This is a genomic window from Stenotrophomonas sp. TWI1409, assembly GCF_039673015.1.
Taxonomy (GTDB): Bacteria; Pseudomonadota; Gammaproteobacteria; order Xanthomonadales; family Xanthomonadaceae; genus Stenotrophomonas; species Stenotrophomonas maltophilia_A.
Window position 1 is genome coordinate 37,753 of the sequence record NZ_JBDJKU010000010.1, and the last position, 18,089, is coordinate 55,841.

At 66.4% G+C, this 18,089-nt stretch carries 11 protein-coding genes; 9 read left to right on the forward strand and 2 right to left on the reverse strand.

Going from position 1 to position 18,089, the window contains the following annotated elements; genetic code table 11:
• The first annotated feature begins 50 nt into the window (after positions 1-50).
• The gene (locus ABE423_RS05490) at positions 51-2,963 is read left to right on the forward strand and encodes a VIT domain-containing protein (RefSeq protein WP_346485299.1); all 2,913 of its coding nucleotides are present in this window, start codon (positions 51-53) and stop codon (positions 2,961-2,963) included.
• Positions 2,964-3,077: 114 nt separating this feature from the next.
• On the opposite strand, the gene ABE423_RS05495 is transcribed toward ABE423_RS05490, so the two are convergent.
• Positions 3,078-4,286 (reverse strand): acyltransferase family protein, encoded by a 1,209-nt coding sequence (locus ABE423_RS05495; protein ID WP_125895374.1) that lies wholly within the window; start codon positions 4,284-4,286, stop codon positions 3,078-3,080.
• Between the two features lie 134 nt (positions 4,287-4,420).
• Here ABE423_RS05495 and ABE423_RS05500 point away from each other — a divergent pair, with 134 nt between their 5' ends.
• The 8 genes from ABE423_RS05500 to ABE423_RS05535 all read left to right on the forward strand — a co-directional run bounded on the left by ABE423_RS05500 (position 4,421) and on the right by ABE423_RS05535 (position 17,058).
• Positions 4,421-5,323: a LytTR family DNA-binding domain-containing protein gene (locus tag ABE423_RS05500; protein ID WP_346485302.1), complete on the forward strand. Its 903-nt coding sequence runs from the start codon at positions 4,421-4,423 to the stop codon at positions 5,321-5,323.
• Between the two features lie 70 nt (positions 5,324-5,393).
• Positions 5,394-6,519, forward strand: a protein-coding gene (gene prfB, locus ABE423_RS05505) for a peptide chain release factor 2 (protein WP_097048047.1) whose coding sequence is annotated in 2 segments (ribosomal slippage) — positions 5,394-5,468 and positions 5,470-6,519 — 1,125 coding nt in all. Because the reading frame shifts where the segments join, the coding sequence is not laid out codon by codon here.
• A 152-nt stretch (positions 6,520-6,671) separates the two neighbouring features.
• Positions 6,672-7,454 (forward strand): helix-turn-helix transcriptional regulator, encoded by a 783-nt coding sequence (locus ABE423_RS05510; RefSeq protein WP_046985666.1) that lies wholly within the window; start codon positions 6,672-6,674, stop codon positions 7,452-7,454.
• A 589-nt stretch (positions 7,455-8,043) separates the two neighbouring features.
• Positions 8,044-9,429, forward strand: a complete 1,386-nt coding sequence (locus ABE423_RS05515; protein ID WP_346485304.1) for an NAD-dependent succinate-semialdehyde dehydrogenase — start codon at positions 8,044-8,046, stop codon at positions 9,427-9,429.
• 63 nt (positions 9,430-9,492) lie between these two features.
• On the forward strand, positions 9,493-11,133 hold the full coding sequence (locus tag ABE423_RS05520) for an acetolactate synthase large subunit (protein ID WP_097048051.1): 1,641 nt from the start codon (positions 9,493-9,495) through the stop codon (positions 11,131-11,133).
• A gap of 343 nt (positions 11,134-11,476) precedes the next feature.
• Entirely contained in the window at positions 11,477-12,988 is a 1,512-nt protein-coding gene (lysS, locus tag ABE423_RS05525) for a lysine--tRNA ligase (RefSeq protein WP_032129833.1), read from the forward strand.
• Between the two features lie 205 nt (positions 12,989-13,193).
• The gene (locus ABE423_RS05530) at positions 13,194-14,333 is read left to right on the forward strand and encodes a two-component system response regulator (protein ID WP_006364528.1); all 1,140 of its coding nucleotides are present in this window, start codon (positions 13,194-13,196) and stop codon (positions 14,331-14,333) included.
• Position 14,334: 1 nt separating this feature from the next.
• Complete coding sequence (locus tag ABE423_RS05535; protein WP_258015762.1) at positions 14,335-17,058, forward strand: response regulator; 2,724 nt, start codon at positions 14,335-14,337, stop codon at positions 17,056-17,058.
• Positions 17,059-17,070: 12 nt separating this feature from the next.
• On the opposite strand, the gene ABE423_RS05540 is transcribed toward ABE423_RS05535, so the two are convergent.
• Positions 17,071-17,940, reverse strand: a complete 870-nt coding sequence (locus tag ABE423_RS05540) for a crotonase/enoyl-CoA hydratase family protein (RefSeq protein WP_012480080.1) — start codon at positions 17,938-17,940, stop codon at positions 17,071-17,073.
• Positions 17,941-18,089: the final 149 nt, after the last annotated feature.

An 18,089-nucleotide genomic window follows, 5' to 3' on the forward strand; every position in this document is an offset into this window, starting at 1 on the left:
TTCCGGCTGTCCGTGCGTTCAAATGTCCACGATCCCTCTGGAGCCCTGTCATGGTCTTCGTCCGTTGCTGCGCTGTGTTGTTGCTGGCCCTCGCGGCCGGGCCTGTCGGCGCTCAGTCGCCACGCATTGCCAGGCCGCAAGCCACCACCCCGCTGTTGATTGCGCCCGCCGCCGAACAGCCGGTGCAACTGCAGCGCGCCCGCATCGAAGGCGAGGTCCAGGCCGGCGTCGCCCAGACCCGGATCACCCTCGAATTCCATAACCCGAACCGGCGCGTGCTGGAGGGCGAGCTGCAGTTCCCGCTGGCCGATGGCCAGCAGATCACGGGCTTCGCGCTGGACATCAACGGTGAACTGCGTGACGCCGTGCCGGTGCCCAAGGACCGTGGCCGCCAGGTATTCGAGGAAATCGCCCGCCGCGGTGTCGACCCGGGCCTGCTGGAACAGACCGCCGGCAACCAGTTCCGCCTGCGCATCTATCCGCTGCCGGCCGGTGGCAGCCGACGCGTGCAGCTGGTGATTCGCGAACCGCTGGCCTTCGCCGGCCAGGGCTGGCAGTGGACGCTGCCGCTGCAGTTCGCCGCTGGCGCTGCATCGGTTGAGCTGAAGCTGCAGGCGCCGGAAGCGGCCACCGCAGGTACGGCTCCGTTCCGTATCAACGCAGGCCGGCTGCAGTGGCAGGGCAGGGGCGCGCAGTTGCCGGCGCAGCTGCAGTGGAGCCTGCCGGCGGCACGTCAGGCACAGGTGCAGGTGGCACCCTGGCAGGATGGTCACTTCCTGCTGGCGCAGCTGCCGGTGACGGTCAGCCGCACGCCGCGCACGCTTCCCAGCGAAATCGGCCTGCTGTGGGACGGTTCCGGTTCGGCGGGCCAGCGCGATCGCACACGTGAGTTCGCCTTGCTGGATCGCTATTTCGCAGCGCTGGGTGACGGCACTGTGGCATTGACCGTGCTGCGTGACCGTGCCGAACCGATGCGTCGCTTCCGTGTCCGTGCAGGCAACTGGAGCGAGCTGCGTGCAGCACTGCAGGCCGTACGCCCTGACGGTGCCAGCGCGCTGGCGCAGTGGCAGCCGCAACCGAGCGTGAAGGAATACCTGCTGGTCAGCGATGGCCTGCTGACCTATGGACCGGAAGCACTGCCAGCACTCGCACCGCAGCAGCGCCTGTTCGCGGTCAGCAGTGCTGGTGCGCGAACCGATGTAGTGCGCCTGCGCGGCTGGAGCGAAGCGCATGGCGGTCGCTTTGTCGCGCTGGGCAAGGATGTTGATGCGGCCGCTCGCGAACTGCTGTCGTCGCCGTTGGACGTGCAGGTCGATGCGGGCCGTGGCGTACAGGATGTTGTGATCGATCGTCGCAGCGAGGCCGAAGGCTGGCTATGGCTGCATGCCCGCCTTGCGGCGGACGGCGTGCCGATGCGGGTGCGCGTGGGCGGCGGTGAATGGCAGGCGCTGCCGGCAACGCAGAAGAGTGACGACGGTGAGCTGCTGGCCGGCTTGTGGGCGCAGGCCCGTCTGCAGCAACTCGGCGCCGACCGCCGAGGCAACCGCGAGGCAATGCAACTGCTGTCGCAGCAGTTCGGCCTGGTCGGACCGGACACCTCGCTGATCGTGCTGGAAACCCTGGACGACTACCTGCGCTACGCGATCCGCCCGTCCGGCAAACTGCGCGCCGAGTACGATGCCCGCTTCGCACGGCAGGTGAGCGATCGCGCCGCCGCCGATCGCCAGCGCCTGGACCAGGTTGCCGCACGCTGGAAGGAGCGCCAGCAGTGGTGGAACCGCAGCTGGCCGAAGGGAGCGCCTCCACAGTTGAAAGGCGGGGCGCTGGAAGTTGCATCCGCGGACTACGCGATGGACTCGGCGCCGGTGGCGATGCTCGCTGCGCCGGCCCCCGCGGCACCGCCCGCGCCGGCACCGATGGCCGCAGCCGCCGAGCAGCGTATGGAAGCCAGCAGCGCGCGCGCACGTCGCTCAGCGTCCGCATCGAACAAGGCCCTGGATTCAATCACGGTCACTGGTGGTCGTGTCGCTGCGCCCGCTGCCGCCAACGAGGGCGAGCTCGGCATCCAGCTGGCGGCCTGGCAGCCGGATTCGGCCATCGCCCGGCGGCTGCGCCAGGGCCCGGCGTCGCAACTGTATGACCGCTACCTGGCCGAGCGCGATGCATATGCCGACAGCAGCGCGTTCTTCCTCGATGTGGCCGATCTGTTGCTGGAGCAGGGCCAGCGCGAACTTGCACTGCGCGTGCTGTCGAACCTGGCCGAGATGGACCTGGACAACCGCCACCTGCTGCGTGTGCTCGGCTACCGGTTGATGCAGGCGGATGCCCCCGCGCTGGCGGTGCCGGTGTTCGAGCAGGTGCTGGCGATGGGCCAGGAAGAACCGCAGAGCTTCCGCGATCTTGGCCTGGCACTGGCGGCTGCGGGCAAGCCGCAGCAGGCGTTGGCGCCGCTGTATCAGGTGGTGGTGCGGCCGTGGGACAACCGCTTCGACGGCATCGCCCTGATCGCGCTGGATGAGCTGAATAACCTGGTGGCACGCAGCACGCCACGGCTGGATACCCGCAGCATCGACCCGCGCCTGCTGCAGGCGATGCCGCTGGACCTGCGCGTGGTGCTGTCGTGGGATGCCGACAACAGCGACATGGACCTGTGGGTGACCGACCCGAACGGCGAGCGCGCGTACTACGGCAACCGCCTGACCTACCAAGGCGGGCAGATGTCGCAGGACTTCACCGGCGGCTATGGCCCCGAGCAGTTCTCGCTGCGCAATGCCAAGCCCGGCAAGTACAAGGTGGAGGCCAATTACTTCGGCAGCCGCCAGCAGCTGGTGACCGGTGCGACGACCCTGATGCTGCGGCTGACCACGCACTGGGGCACGCCGAAGCAGAAGGACCAGATGGTCACGATGCGGCTGAAGGACCGCGCCGAGACCGTGCTTGTGGGCGAGTTCGAGGTGAAATGATCGATCCCGGGCTTTTGTAGAGTCGAGCTTGCTCGACTGCCTCAAGGTGGAGCCGAGCCTCGGCTCACGGCAGAAGCAGCCGAGCGTGGGCTCGGCTCTACAACGGCACCGAACTCAGCGCGCCGTTGCGGCGCGTGCAATCGGCGACGCTGGCGGATCGGCACGCAGGCCGAACAGCGGCCGCAGCCAGCGCGAGCGGCGGATCAGCAGCTCGTGGATCAGCAGGCAGCCGCTTATCGTGCCAGCCACCAGTAGTGCAGGTTCCAGCCACGGGCCCAGCTGCAGCGGGCGCAGCGCGTACAGCAGAACGATCAGCACAGTCTGATGCAGGATGTACCAACTGAACACGGCTTCGCGGCAGTAGTTCAGCCCGGGCCAGGGGCGGTCCAGCAGCACGCGTGCCCAGCCGAACAGCGTCAGCAGCATGCACCACGTATACAACGCGCGGCCGACGCGTTCGGTCTGGGCCCACGGCAGTGCCAGCACCCACGCATCCAGATCGCTCACATGCGGCAGGCGGGCCAGCGCGCGGATGCCCAGCTCCAGGCAGAGCCCCAGCACCGCCAGGGCCAGGGTCAGGCGACGCCCGCGCACCAGCAGATCCCAGCCGCGCTGCCAGCGTGCCGCCAGGAAGCCGCCGAGGAACAGTGGCAGCGACTCGGCATGCACATACACGTCGTCCAGCAGGGCATGGGTGGGTGGCCAACGCGGCATCAGTACCAGCAGGGACCAGGCCAGCCAGGCTACCGGCAGCGCCAGCAGCAGGGTGCCCAGCAGGCGATCACCGGGTTGCCAGCGCGGCAGCGCCCTGCGCAATGGTCGGAGCAGGCTGGCCAGCACGACCGCCAGCACCGTGTAGGGCAGAAGGTAGGCCAGGTACCAGAGATGATTCCAGGTGAAGCCGTAGGCGGCACCACTGAAGTGCGCGCCCGGCCACGGCCGGAACTGCCAGTAGCGCCACAGGAAATGGCCCAGCCCCGGTGCCACGTCACCCTTGTCCAAGGCCTCGCAGTAGGCCTGCAGGGACACCACCGCGACGATACCGAAGACCAGGGGCAGCAGCAGGCGCCAGCTACGGCGGAGCGTGTGCTGCAGTCGCCCGTGGTCTGGCAGGGAAAGGCCCAAGGCGATACCACTGATGGCAAACAGCAGCGGCATGCGCCAGCGGTTCAGCGCGATCATCGGCCACTGCAGCCATTCGGCGGTGTAGGCGCTCTTGAGGTGGAAGTCCCAGCCGGCCACATAGGCCATGGCGGCGTGGTAGAGGATCAGCAACGCGAAGGCGGCGATGCGCAGGGTGTCCAGATCGTGGCGACGGTGCATGGCAATGGGCGTCAGGAGGATGCTTCACCTTCTGCCGCAAGGCTCAGCGTCGCCAGCGGATAGGGTGCAATGGCAGCCTTGCAGGGTCCAATGGAGGGGTTGTTGGGACCAATGGCCGATGCGGAAAGGGTCGGATGGGCAACAATGGCGGCATGGAAAATGGAGATCCGGCGGTCGATCCCGCCCTTGTTGCAGATCGTCCCAACCGCGCGGGCATGGCTGCAGTGTTCTGGTCGCTGCTGTTCCTGTGTACCGCTGCGGGCAATGTGCTGGCGCAGTGGATGCGGGCATTGCGGGACGCCCAGCCATTCCCGGGCCTTGCGGCTTCGATCGAGGAGTTCAGCAGTGCGCTTGCCAGCCTGGGCCTGCTGGCACTTCTGCATGCCGCCGCTCACCGGTGGCCGTTGCATGCAGACACCTGGCGGCGCCGGGTCGGCTTCTACGTGCTGGGTGGCGTTGCCTGGTGGCTGTTGCATGTCAGTGCCATGGTGCTGATGCGCAAGCTGGCCTTCGCCCTGATTGGCCAGCACTACACCTATGGCGCCTGGCCGGCGCAGTGGTTCTACGAGTTCTTCAAGGACGTGCAGACCTACAGCCTGCTGGTGATTGCCGTGCACGCCGTGGCCTGGTTCGGCCGCCAGCGGCAGGGTGAAGCGCACCTGCTGGCCGAGCCCGATGTCGGCCCGCCGGTGGAGCCGGTCGAGCGCCCCCAGCACTTCCTGGTGCGCAAGCTGGGCAAGGAGTTCCTGGTCGCCACCGCCGACGTGGAGTACGCCCAGGCGGCGGGGAACTACGTGAACCTGCGGGTACGCGGCCACGACTACCCGCTGCGGATCACCATGGCGGTACTGGAACAGCGGCTGGACCCGGGCGAGTTCCTGCGTCCGCACCGCAGCTGGCTGATCCATCGGGGCCAGCTGCGCTCGATCGAGCCGCTGGACGGCGGCGAGGCCCTGCTGCACATGGCCGACGGGGCGAAGGTGCCCTGCAGCCGGCGCCAGCTACCGCTGCTGCGGCAGGCGCTGGGGGCAGGGTGAGGCCCTCATTCCGGGCATCCCCGGCCTGCGGTATCATTACCAGTCATCTTTTGAATGCATAACCGCCGACATGATCGAACTGAATCCTGTCCGCCAGCGCATCACCGATCTGACCGATCGCGTGCTGTCGCTTCGGGGGTATCTTTGACTACGACGCCAAGAAAGAGCGTCTTGAAGAAGTAACGCGGGAGCTGGAAAGCCCCGACGTCTGGAACAACGCCGAATACGCCCAGAACCTGGGCCGCGAGCGTTCCAGCCTGGAAAAGACCGTGGGCGGCATCGCCTCGGTGTTGGACGGCCTGGCTGATGCCACCGAACTGCTTGAGCTGGCCGAGTCTGAGCAGGACGAGGACACCGCGCTGGCCGTGGTCGCCGACCTGGACAAGCACCAGTCGCACGTCGAGAAGCTGGAGTTCCAGCGCATGTTCTCCGGCGAGATGGACAATGCCGCTGCGTTCGTCGACATCCAGGCCGGTGCCGGTGGCACCGAAGCCCAGGACTGGGCCGAGATCCTGCTGCGCATGTACCTGCGCTGGTGTGAATCGCGCGGCTGGAAGACCGAGCTGATGGAAGTCTCCGGTGGCGACGTCGCCGGCATCAAGTCGGCTACGCTGCGCGTGGAAGGCGACTATGCCTACGGCTGGCTGAAGACCGAGACCGGCGTGCACCGCCTGGTGCGCAAGTCGCCGTTCGACTCGGACAACCGACGCCACACCAGCTTCACCTCGGTGTTCGTGTCGCCGGAGATCGATGACAACATCGACATCACCATCAATCCGGCCGACCTGCGTACCGACGTGTACCGTTCGTCCGGTGCCGGTGGCCAGCACGTGAACAAGACCGAGTCGGCGGTGCGTATCACCCACATCCCGACCAACATCGTCGTGGCCTGCCAGACCGGCCGCAGCCAGCACCAGAACCGCGACAACGCGATGAAGATGCTGGCCGCCAAGCTGTACGAGCTGGAGATCCAGAAGCGCAACGCCGAAAAGGACGCGGTGGAAGCCACCAAGTCCGACATCGGCTGGGGCAGCCAGATCCGCAATTACGTGCTCGACCAGAGCCGTATCAAGGACCTGCGTACTGGCATCGAGCGTTCGGATACGCAGAAGGTGCTGGACGGCGACCTGGACGAGTTCGTCGAGGCCAGCCTGAAGGCCGGCCTGGCTGTGGGCTCCAAGCGCGTCGATGCCTGATCGACGTGCCTGCGCGGAGATTGTCACCCTCGCGCGCAACGCCGAGGGTGGTTGAACCGTTTTTGTGTAGAGCCGAGCCATGCTCGGCTGCTTTTCGCGAGCTGGTGGATGCGTCGAGCATGGCTCGACGCTACAAAGTGTAGGACGGGCCGATGATGCGCAGCGAAAGTGAACGCAAGGAACTCGGCGGCTTCCTCAAGGCCTGCCGCGCCCGTGTCGACCCCGCCACGCTCGGCCTCCCGGCCGGGCGCCGGCGCACCCCGGGCCTGAAGCGCGAGGAAGTGGCGCTGGCGATCGGGGTCAGCGTCAGCTGGTACACCTGGATCGAACAGGGCCGCGAAGTGCGCGCTTCGCCGGAGGTGCTTGAGCGCCTGGCGCAGGTACTGCGCATGAGTGACGACGAACGCGCCTATGCGTTCGCGCTGTCCGGCTACGGGGTGCCACTGGAATCTCCCGACGAGACAGTGACCGATGGCCTGCGCCAGCTGGTCGAAGCGATGCAACCGATCCCGGCCTACGTGCGCAATACCCGTTACGACATCCTGGCCTGGAACCCGGCCATCGCCGACCTGTTCGTGGACTACAGCCAGCTGGCGCCACATGAGCGCAACACGCTGCGGCTGATGTTCCTGTACCCGCCGTACCGCACGTTGATCCTCAACTGGGAAGAAATGACCCGCGGCCTGCTGGCCGGCTTCCGCGCGGCGATGGCGCAGGCGCCGGACAAGGCCCCGTTCCTGGCGCTGGCCGAGGACATCGCTGCGCACAGCGAGGAGTTCCGCCAGTGGTGGCCGGAGCACGACGTGCGCCGGTTCGACGAAGGTGCGAAGAAGCTGAACCACCCAACGCGCGGGTTGCTGGACCTGCAGTACGTGGCGTTGGTGCCGGAGAGCCGGCACGACCTGTCACTGGTGACCTACCTGCCGCGTAGGTAGGGGGTTGTTCGGCAGGGCTTGCAGCCCTGCACCTGCTTCAAGCCGAAGCAACGGCAACAGCAACAGCGAGCTATCCGTGGCGTGGCGGGGCGGTGTCGGAGTGCGGGGACGCCGCAAGTACGTCCGTGTAGGCTTGGCAGCCGCATCCATGCGGCTGACACCCCGCACCCCGACACCGCCCCGCCTTTGACAGTTTCTCGTGATCTGGTAGATCCACGCCATGCGTGGATGGTTTTCGATCTCAATTGGAGATATTTGATTCCGAAAGAGATTCAGCCACGAACGACGTGGATCTACTGTGGCGACCGACTCGCGTCTGGGGCAGAGCCCCCTGAGTCAGGGGGCGGCCGCGAAGCGGCGGGGGTCTGGGAGCTGGTAAGTGGGGCCCGCGGTTCGCGTAGCGAAGCGTGGGAGCGGCAGCGCGCATGCGATGGCGCGTACCCAGGGCGCAGCCCTGCCGATAACCCCATTCAGGCAGGTAAGTGCAGGTCACAGGATAAGCAGACGCCTTGTTGTGCCCGTCGATCGGGTCCACATTCCTGTGCAGGAGACGGGCCGCCGCCCGTTGTCGAGACACCAGGAGACCTGCATGTCCGCTGCCCCCAGCACCGCCATTTCCCGCGATCCGGCCACCGGCCAGCAGATCGCCAGCCATCCCTTCGCCACCGACGCCGAACTGGAAACAATCCTGGATCGCGGCCAGGTCGGCTTTGCGGCCTGGAGCGCCAGGAGCCTTGAACAGCGTGCAGACGTACTGCGTGCGATGGCGGTGGTACTGCGCCGTGACCGTGAAAAGCTGGCCGCGCTGGCCACCGCCGAAATGGGCAAGGTCCAGGCCGAGTCGCTGGCCGAGATCGAGAAGTGTGCCGTGCTGTGCGACTGGTACGCCGACCACGGTGCGCAGTTCCTGCGCGACGAACCGACCCAGGTGCCCGACGACAAGGCCTACGTGTCCTACCTGCCGCTGGGCGTGGTGCTGGGCATCATGCCGTGGAACTTCCCCTACTGGCAGGTGATGCGCGCGGCGGTACCGATCCTGATGGGCGGCAACGGCTTCCTGCTGAAGCCGGCCGAGAACATCGTCGGTACCGCGCAGCTGCTCGACGCCGCCTGGCGCGATGCCGGTCTGCCGGAAGGCACCTTCATCGCCGCCAACATCAGCCGCGACGGCACCAGCCGCGCGATCGCCGATGACCGCATCGCGGCGGTGACCCTGACCGGCAGCGTGGCCGCCGGCCGTAGCATCGCCGCCCAGGCCGGGCAGGCGCTGAAGAAGGTGGTGCTGGAACTGGGTGGCTCGGATCCGTTCATCGTGCTGGCCGACGCCGATCTGGACGCTGCGGTCGATGCAGCGGTGGCTTCGCGCTTCCAGAACACCGGGCAGGTCTGCATCGCCGGCAAGCGCATCATCGTCGAAGACGCGGTCTACGACCGGTTCGTGGCACAGTTCTGCCAGAAGGTGCAGGCGCTGACCATCGGCGACGGCCGTGAAGCCGGCAACCGTATCGGCCCGATGGCACGCCAGGACCTGCTGGAGCAGCTGGACGCGCAGGTACGGGCCTCGGTGGACGCGGGCGCGAAGCTGCTGGTCGGCGGCCATCAGCTGGATCGCCCGGGCGCGTTCTACGCCCCCACCGTGCTGGCCGACGTGGAGCCGGGCATGCAGGCTTTCGATACCGAGACCTTCGGGCCGGTGGCCTCGATCAGCCGCGCCCGCGATGCCGACCATGCGGTGGAACTGGCCAACCAGAGCGAGTTCGGCCTCAGCGGCAACCTGTGGAGCGGCGACCGCGCACGGGCCATGCAGCTGGCGCGCCGGCTGCAGACCGGCGGCGTGTTCGTCAACGGTTTCTCCGCCTCTGACCCGCGCGTGCCGATCGGTGGCGTGAAGAAGAGCGGCTTCGGCCGTGAGCTCTCGCACTTCGGCATCCGCGAATTCGTCAACGCGCAGACGGTGTGGTTCGACAAGCGTTGACGCGCAGCTTCCATCCTTCCTGCAACGATCCATCATCAGTCCAGCGAAAAGGACGGCATTCCAATGTCCAAGGGTTCAGATCTGCTCGTCGCCGCGCTTGAGAACGAAGGCGTCGAGCGTATTTTCGGTATTCCCGGCGAAGAGAATCTCGACGTGGTCGAGTCGCTGCGCCATTCCAGCATCGAGCTGGTCATCACCCGCCACGAACAGGCGGCCGTGTTCATGGCGGCCACCTATGGCCGCCTGACCGGCAAGCCGGGCGTGTGCCTGGCCACGCTTGGCCCGGGCGCGCTCAACTTCACCACCGGTGCCGCCTACGCGCTGCTGGGCGCGTGGCCGGTGATCATGATCACTGGCCAAAAGGGCATCGTCGCCAGCAAGCAGGCACGCTTCCAGATCGTCGACATCGTAAGCACGATGAAGCCGCTGACCAAGCAGGCGCGGCAGATCGTGTCGGCGCGCACCATTCCGACCATCGTCCGCGAGGCATTCCGTACCGCGCTGGAAGAGCGCCCGGGCCCGGTGCTGCTGGAGCTGCCCGAAGACATCGCGGCCGATGAGGTCGGGGACGTGGCGCTGATTCCGCCGCACGCGGTGGATCGTCCCATTGCCAGTCCGGAAGCACTGGACCGCGCGGCGGAGATCATCCGCAACGCCAGGCGCCCGCTGCTGATGATCGCCTCGGCGGCGTCGCGGCCGCAGTCCAGCGAAGCGCTGTCGGCGTTCGTGCTGCGTGCCGGCATTCCGTTCTTCACCACGCAGATGGGCAAGGGCGCGGTGGCCGGTGGTTCGGGCCTGTACATGGGTACCGCGGCGCTGACCGAGCGAGACTATGTGCACATGGCGATCGACCAGGCCGACGTGATCGTGACCATCGGCCACGAGGTCACCGAGAAGCCGCCGTTCGTGATGCGCCCGGGTGGGCCGACCGTGATCCATATCGGCTATTCGCAGGCAGCGGTGGAGCAGGTGTACTTCCCGCAGGTGGAAGTGATCGGTGACATCGGCCGTTCGCTGACCCAGCTGGCCGACCGTATCGAAGGTGCAGTGCCGAACGCCGACGCGCTGCTACCGCTGCGCGCGACCATTCTGGAACACCTGGCTGACCGTGCCGAGGAAGCTGGATTCACCCCGCAGCGGCTGGTGCACGACGTGCGCCAGGTGATGCCGCCGGACGGCATCGTGGCGCTGGACAACGGCATGTACAAGATCTGGTTTGCGCGCAATTACCGCACCCAGGTGGCCAATACGCTGCTGCTGGACAACGCGCTGGCGACGATGGGCGCGGGCCTGCCGTCGGCGATCATGGCCTCGATCCTGTACCCGCAGCGGCGGGTGCTGGCGGTGTGCGGCGATGGCGGTTTCATGATGAACAGCCAGGAGCTGGAGACCGCGCGTCGGCTGGGCCTGAACCTGGTGGTGCTGATCCTCAACGACGGCGCCTACGGGATGATCCGCTGGAAGCAGGCGGTGGATGGCTTCACCGACTACGGCATGACATTCAGTAACCCGGATTTCGTGAAGTATGCGGAAGCCTATGGCTGCAAGGGGCATGAGGTGACGGCCATCGAGCAGTTCATCCCGACGCTGGAGGCGGCGTTCAACGAGGGTGGGGTGCACCTGGTATCGGTGCCGATCGACTACTCGGAGAACCAGCGGGTGCTGGTGGACGAGCTGCGGCAGGCGTTTCCCGGGAACGGTTGACGCCTACCGGGGCATCGGTTCCCCGGAATCCGGTAGGTGTCGACCTTGGTCGACACGCGGACCGCCAACCAAGGTTGGCGGCTACCAGAGCGGCGGGCAGCGGACCTGGTAGGTGTCGACCTTGGTCGACACGATGGAGCGCCAACCAAGGTTGGCGGCTACCAGGCGGCGGGCAGTGGGCCTGGTAGGTGTCGACCTTGATCGACACACGGACCGCCAACCAAGGTTGGCGACGACCAGGCAGGGGCCCGGCCCAGGGCTGGGGCGGGGCGGTTTTGGTATGCTGGGCAACCGGCTGTGCCGGGCGCAACATCCCCCCTCACTACACGATTCCCGCAGATCCATGAGCGAAGCTACCGATACCCCCCCCGTTGACGAAAACAAGTTGATCGCCGAGCGCCGCGAGAAACTCAAAACGCTGCGTGGGCAGGGCATCGCGTACCCGAACGACTTCCGTCGCGAGGACTTCGCCGGCCGCCTGCAGGAAGAATTCGCCGACGCCGAGCAGTGGACCGCCGAGGCCCTGGAAGGCAACGGCCGCCAGGTGAAGATGGCCGGTCGCCTGATGGCCAAGCGCATCATGGGCAAGGCCAGTTTCGCGCAGATCCAGGACGAGTCCGGCCGCATCCAGCTGTTCCTGCAGGGCACGGTGCTGGGCGATGCCTACACCGCCTTCAAGGGCTGGGACGTGGGCGACATCATCGCCGTCGAAGGCGGCCTGACCCGTACCAAGACCGGTGAGCTGTCGGTCAAGGCCGAATCGATCCGCCTGCTGACCAAGTCGCTGCGCCCGCTGCCGGACAAGTGGCATGGTCTGGCCGACGTCGAGCAGCGCTACCGCCAGCGCTATGTCGACCTGATCGTGACCCCGGAGTCGCGCGCGGTGTTCATCAAGCGCTCGAAGATCATCCGCGCGATGCGCGCGTGGCTGGACAACCGCGACTTCCTGGAAGTCGAAACGCCGATGATGCATTACATCCCCGGCGGCGCGGCGGCCAAGCCGTTCACCACCCACCACAATGCGCTGGACCTGGACCTGTACCTGCGCGTGGCGCCGGAGCTGTACCTCAAGCGCCTGACCGTGGGTGGCCTGGAGCGCGTGTACGAGATCAACCGCAACTTCCGCAATGAAGGCGTCAGCACCCGCCACAACCCGGAATTCACCATGATGGAGCTGTACGAGGCCTATGCCACGTACAACGAGATCATGGACCTGACCGAAGGCGTGATCCGTGACGTGGCCACGACCGTCAACGGTTCCACCGAAGTGGAGTGGGACGGCGCGAAGATCGACCTGGGCCCGGCGTTCCGCCGCTGGCGCATGGACGAGGCTGTGCGCCACCACAACCCGGAAATCTCTGCTGCCGACTGCACCGACCGCGAGGCGCTGCTGCGCCATTGCGAGCGCTTGAAGATCCGCGTCAAGCCGTCTTACGGCTGGGGCAAGCTGCTGCTGGAGATCTTCGAAGCCACCGTCGAGCACACCCTGATCCAGCCGACCTTCATCACCGACCATCCGGTGGAGGTCTCGCCGCTGGCCCGTGCCAATGACAACGACCCGGGCTACACGGATCGCTTCGAGCTGTTCGTCAACGGCAAGGAGCTGGCCAACGGCTTCTCCGAACTGAACGACCCGGAAGACCAGGCCCAGCGTTTCCAGGCCCAGGTGGCCGCGAAGGAGGGCGGCGATGACGAGGCGATGCACTACGACGCCGACTACATCCGTGCGCTGGAGTACGGCATGGCCCCGACCGGCGGCCTCGGTATCGGCGTCGATCGCCTGGTGATGCTGCTGACCGGCAGCAGCTCGATCCGCGATGTGCTGCTGTTCCCGTACATGCGTCCGGAGCAGTAAGTCGTCTTTTTGACTCCTGTTTGTGCGCGCCGTCGCGAAATGAGACGGCGCGATTGACGCCTCCCGCACTCGGCGTATCGTTAATGCACTACCTTGACGTCTGTTGTGGCTTGATCGGCGCCAGGGGGAGTGCGCACTGTGGAGAGTCCGCTTCACAATGTGATGACGATCATGAACCGGGACGCATGACACGGGAGTCAGGCCGATGCAGGGTGCGAGCGTTCGCAGCGGCAGGGTATCCTCGCCTGCTGATGATCCAGCATGGTCGAGAAACCAGGCAGAGTACGCGTTGAACATCGTCATTGTTGACGACCAGACGTCCGCCCGGACGATGCTGCGTCACGTCATCGAAGATATCGCGCCGGAACTGAGCGTGTATGACTTCGGTGATCCGTTGACCGCATTGGCCTGGTGCGAGGCGCATCCGGTCGACCTGCTGCTGCTCGATTACCGCATGCCGGAAATGGACGGGCTGGAGTTCGCCCGCCGTTTCCGTCGCCTGCCCAAGCATCGCGACATTCCGGTGATCCTGATCACCGTGGTCGGCGACGAGCCGATCCGTCAGGCGGCGCTGGAAGCGGGGGTCATCGACTTCCTGGTCAAGCCCATCCGCCCGCGCGAACTGCGTGCGCGCTGCTACAACCTGCTGCAGCTGCGCCAGCAGACCGAGAACGTGAAGCAACGCGCCTTGTCGCTGGAGCAGCGCTTGCTGGCCAGCATGCACGAGGTTGAAGAGCGTGAGCGCGAGACCCTGTCGCGATTGGCTCGGGCGATCGAGTTCCGTGATGCTGGCACCAGTGCCTACCTCGAACGCATGGCGCGCGTGGCAGGGCTGATCGCCGAGCAGCTCGGCCTGCCCGAAGACGACGTGCGCCTGATCGAGATGGCCGCGCCGCTGCATGACATGGGCAAGATCGCCATTCCCGATGCAGTGCTGCTCAAGCAGGGCAAGCTCAACGACGAGGAGCTGGCGATCATGCGGCGGCACCCACGCATCGGCCATGAGCTGCTCAGTGGCAGCCAGAACCGCTTCATCCAGGTCGGCGCATTGATCGCGCTGCGCCACCACGAACGTTACGACGGCAGCGGCTACCCGGATGGGCTGGTCGGTGAGGCGATTCCGCTGGAAGCGCGCATCGTCGCCGTGGCCGACGTCTTCGACGCACTCATCTCACCCCGTCCGTACAAGGAAGCATGGACCATGGAAGCCACACTGGCCTATCTGTATGCCCAGCGTGGCCGCCTGTTCGATCCACGCTGCGTGGATGCGCTGATGCGCGGCCACCAGCAGTTGATGGATATCTGCGCCCAGCACTCGACGGCATCGACGCGACCGGGTGGGTGACATGCAGGACCTGTTCGCACGCGTGAAGCGCCGGTTGGCGCAGCGTCCGGATTCGGAGCATGGCCAGGCGATCGTGCGGGTGGCGCTGATCTCGCTGATCCTGGTCTATGTGCTGCTGTCCGGTGCCCGTCTGCATCGGCTGGATCAATACCAGGGCGTGCTGGCAACGGTGCTGACCGGGCTGGGCCTGTCACTGCTGCTGATTGGCTGGTTGCTGTGGAAGCCGGAGCGCTCCGATCCGCGGCGGGTGGCCGGGATGCTGGCCGACTACGGCCTGATCGCGGTCGGCATGATCCAGATGGGTGAGCCGCTGGCGTGGGTGTATGCGGTGGTGATGTGGGTCACGGTGGGCAACGGCCTGCGCTTCGGGCCGCGTTACCTGGCCGCTGCCATCGTGCTGGCGATGGTCAGTTTCGGCACCACCGTGCTGTTGACCCCTTACTGGCAGGCCAACCTGGGGCTGGCCATTTCCCTGTGGTTGGGGTTGCTGGCAGTACCGTTGTGCTGCTCCTCCCTGCTGCGCCGAAGGATGCGACATCCGACCATGGATACGACTCCCGCCGCTGGCTCCGACAAGCGCTCGCTGCTGGCACGCTTCAAGCAACGCCTGTCCGGGCGCGAGGACAGCGAGCACGCGCAGAACCTGATCCGCATCATCATCACTGCGCTGTTCATCAGCTATCTCGGCTGGCGCTCGCTGAGCGGCGGCGGTGAGGCATTGACTGCGACGTGGCTGATCCTCGCCTTCGAGCTGACCATTTCCGCCGGCCTGCTGACCGCGATCCTGGTCAATCCGGGTGTGTCGCATGTGCGCCGGGTGATCGGCATGCTGACCGACTACACCTGCATGGCCTGGATCATGACCATCCAGGGTGAGCCGGCGGCACCGCTGTATGCGGTGATGCTGTGGGTCACGATCGGCAACGGCATGCGCTACGGCAGCACCTACCTGCGCGTGGCCACGGCCATGGGCTGCCTGGCCTTCCTGTGCACGGTGATGCTGTCGCCGTACTGGCGCGGCCACGACTATCTGGGCTGGGGCCTGCTGCTGGGCCTGGGCGCGATTCCGCTGTACTTCGATTCGCTGCTGCATGCCTTGACCCGGGCGGTGGCAGAGGCGCGCCAGGCCAACGAAGCCAAGAGCCGTTTCCTGGCCAACATGAGCCATGAGTTCCGCACGCCGTTGAACGGGCTGGCCGGCATGACCGAAGTGCTGGCCACCACCCGCCTGGACGACGAACAGCGCGAGTGTCTGAACACCATCCAGGCCTCGACCCGCAGTCTGTTGGCGCTGGTGGAAGAGGTGCTGGACATCTCCGCGATCGAAGCCGGCAAGGTGCGCGTGGAGTGGCACGAGTTCGCGCTGGCCGACGTGCTGCAGGCGATCAACCTGATCCTGACCCCGCAGACCCGTTCCAAGTCGCTCGATTATCGCGTGCAGGTGGATGACAACGTGCCGCCGCGCCTGCTGGGTGATGCCGGTCATCTGCAGCAGATCCTGCTCAATCTGATGGGTAACGCGGTCAAGTTCACCGACAGCGGCTACGTGCATCTGCGCGTGTCCAGCCCCGATGTGCTGGGCAGCGAGCGGATGCGCCTGCGATTCGAGATCGTCGACAGCGGCATCGGCGTGCCGGTGGCGCTGCGCGGCCGGCTGTTCAATGCCTTCGAGCAGGGCGATGTCGGCCTGGCCCGCCGGCATGAAGGCACCGGTCTGGGCACCGCCATTGCCAAGGGCCTGGTCGAGTCGATGGGCGGGCAGGTCGGTTATGCGCCGAACAGCCCGCGTGGCAGCGTGTTCTGGGTCGAGATCACGCTGGACGTCGCAGACACTTCATCAGCCCCGGCGGTTCCGTCCGAGGTGGCTGAAGCCGGCAATGTCATCGCGTTCTCCAATCCCTTCCTGCGCCATCGTGCGCGCGTGCGCAGCCTGCGGGTGCTGGTGGCCGACGACCACGAAGCCAACCGCATGGTGCTGCAGCGGTTGCTGGAGAAGGCCGGCCACAAGGTCACCTGCGTCAATGGCGGCGCCGAAGTGCTCGATGCGTTGGAGCAGGCCAGTTACGACGCAGCGATCGTCGATCTGCACATGCCCGGCATGAGCGGACTGGACCTGCTCAAGCAGTTGCGGGTGATGCAGGCCAGTGGCATGCCTTACGTTCCGGTCATGGTGCTGAGCGCGGACGTCACCCCCGAGTCCATCCTGCGTTGCGAGCAGGCCGGTGCCCGCGCCTTCCTTGCCAAGCCCGTGGTGGCCACCCGTCTGCTGGAAGTGCTGGCCGATGTCGCCGCCAACACCCGCGCCGAGTCCGGCATCCAGTCGGTGCCGGCATTGCCGGTTGGCGATGGCGTGCTCGATACCGCGGTGCTGGACGAGCTGGCGTCGCTGGGTATGGGCGATGGCTTCGAACGCAAGTTCATCGACCAGTGCCTGGCGGACGTCGACGCGAGCATGGGCCAGCTGCAGGGCTGCGGCGAGCGCCAGGCCTGGGAGGATTTCCGCGAGCACGCACACGCGCTGCGCGGTGTGGCGAGCAACCTGGGGCTTGTCCAGGTTGCCGCCTCCAGTGGCGAAATCATGCGCATGGCGGACTGGCAGCTGAAGGGGGAATGGAACGCCCGCCTCGGCAGCCTGGCGACCGCCCTGCGCAACGGCAGGAATGCGTTGGCTGCCCGTAGTGCGGGAGCATCGCACCGCGACGACAGCGAGCGCAGCCCGTCCTGACCCGCCAGACGGTCAGGCCGGGTCGCCATTGCGCCGGGCCTGCGCCCGTACCAGCCGATCCATGGTGCGCAGGGACTTCTCGCCGAGCTGCATCGCAGTGTCTACCCAGATCTCGGTGATCCGCATCATTTCATGCAGCGGCACCATGGTGGCGATCTCGTTTACCTCACGCATCGCCGCCCAGGCGTGCGGGATGCGTCGGCTTTCCTTGATCACCTGTTCGACTGCGGCAACACCTTCGCCCACCGGCACCACGATGTCGACCAGGCCCATTTCCTTCAGCTGGCTGGCGGTGTAGAGGTTGCCTTCCAGCATGATCTTCTCCGCCAGCCGCGGGCTGATCCGCTGGCACAGGAAGGAGTAGGCGCCCATGCCCGGGAACAGGTCGAACAGCACCTCGGGCAGGCCCATCAACACGCCTTCCTCGGCGACGATGGTGTGGCAGCTCAGTGCGGCCTCGAAGCCGCCACCCAGTGCATTGCCCTGGACCAGGGCGATGCTGTGGGCACGGGTGCCCAGGCCGGCATGGAAGGCATGCACGCCGCGCACGCAGCGTTGGGCATAGTCGAGCAGGCGGGCACGGTCGCCCTCGCGGATCAGGCGGCAGAACAGTTCGAGATCGCCACCCAGGTTGAACACGTCGCTGTCCGAGGCAAGAACGACATGGGGTGACAGAGCGTGCGAGGCGCTGAGGCGATCGCCCAGTTCGCGCTGGTAGTCGACGATGTCATCGACCAGACGCGAGGCGAAGCACGGCCGGCCCGGCTGGTTGACCAGGTTGGCGTGCATGTGGATCCAGTAGACATCCCGCTCGGGTTCTTCGGTGATACGCAGGGTAGGGTGCTGCGAGGGACGGGTGATGATGGGGCGTACTGCGGACATGGGAGTTCTCCGTGTGACCGTCCGGCCAACCGCAGAGCGGACGGAGAGGAGTGAGGGGGCGGGCTGAACGTGCGGCGGCGACTGATTCTATGCACCCGTCGTGAACCGCCCGCAAGCGCTGTACCGGCCATGTTCCGGTAATAAAAAGA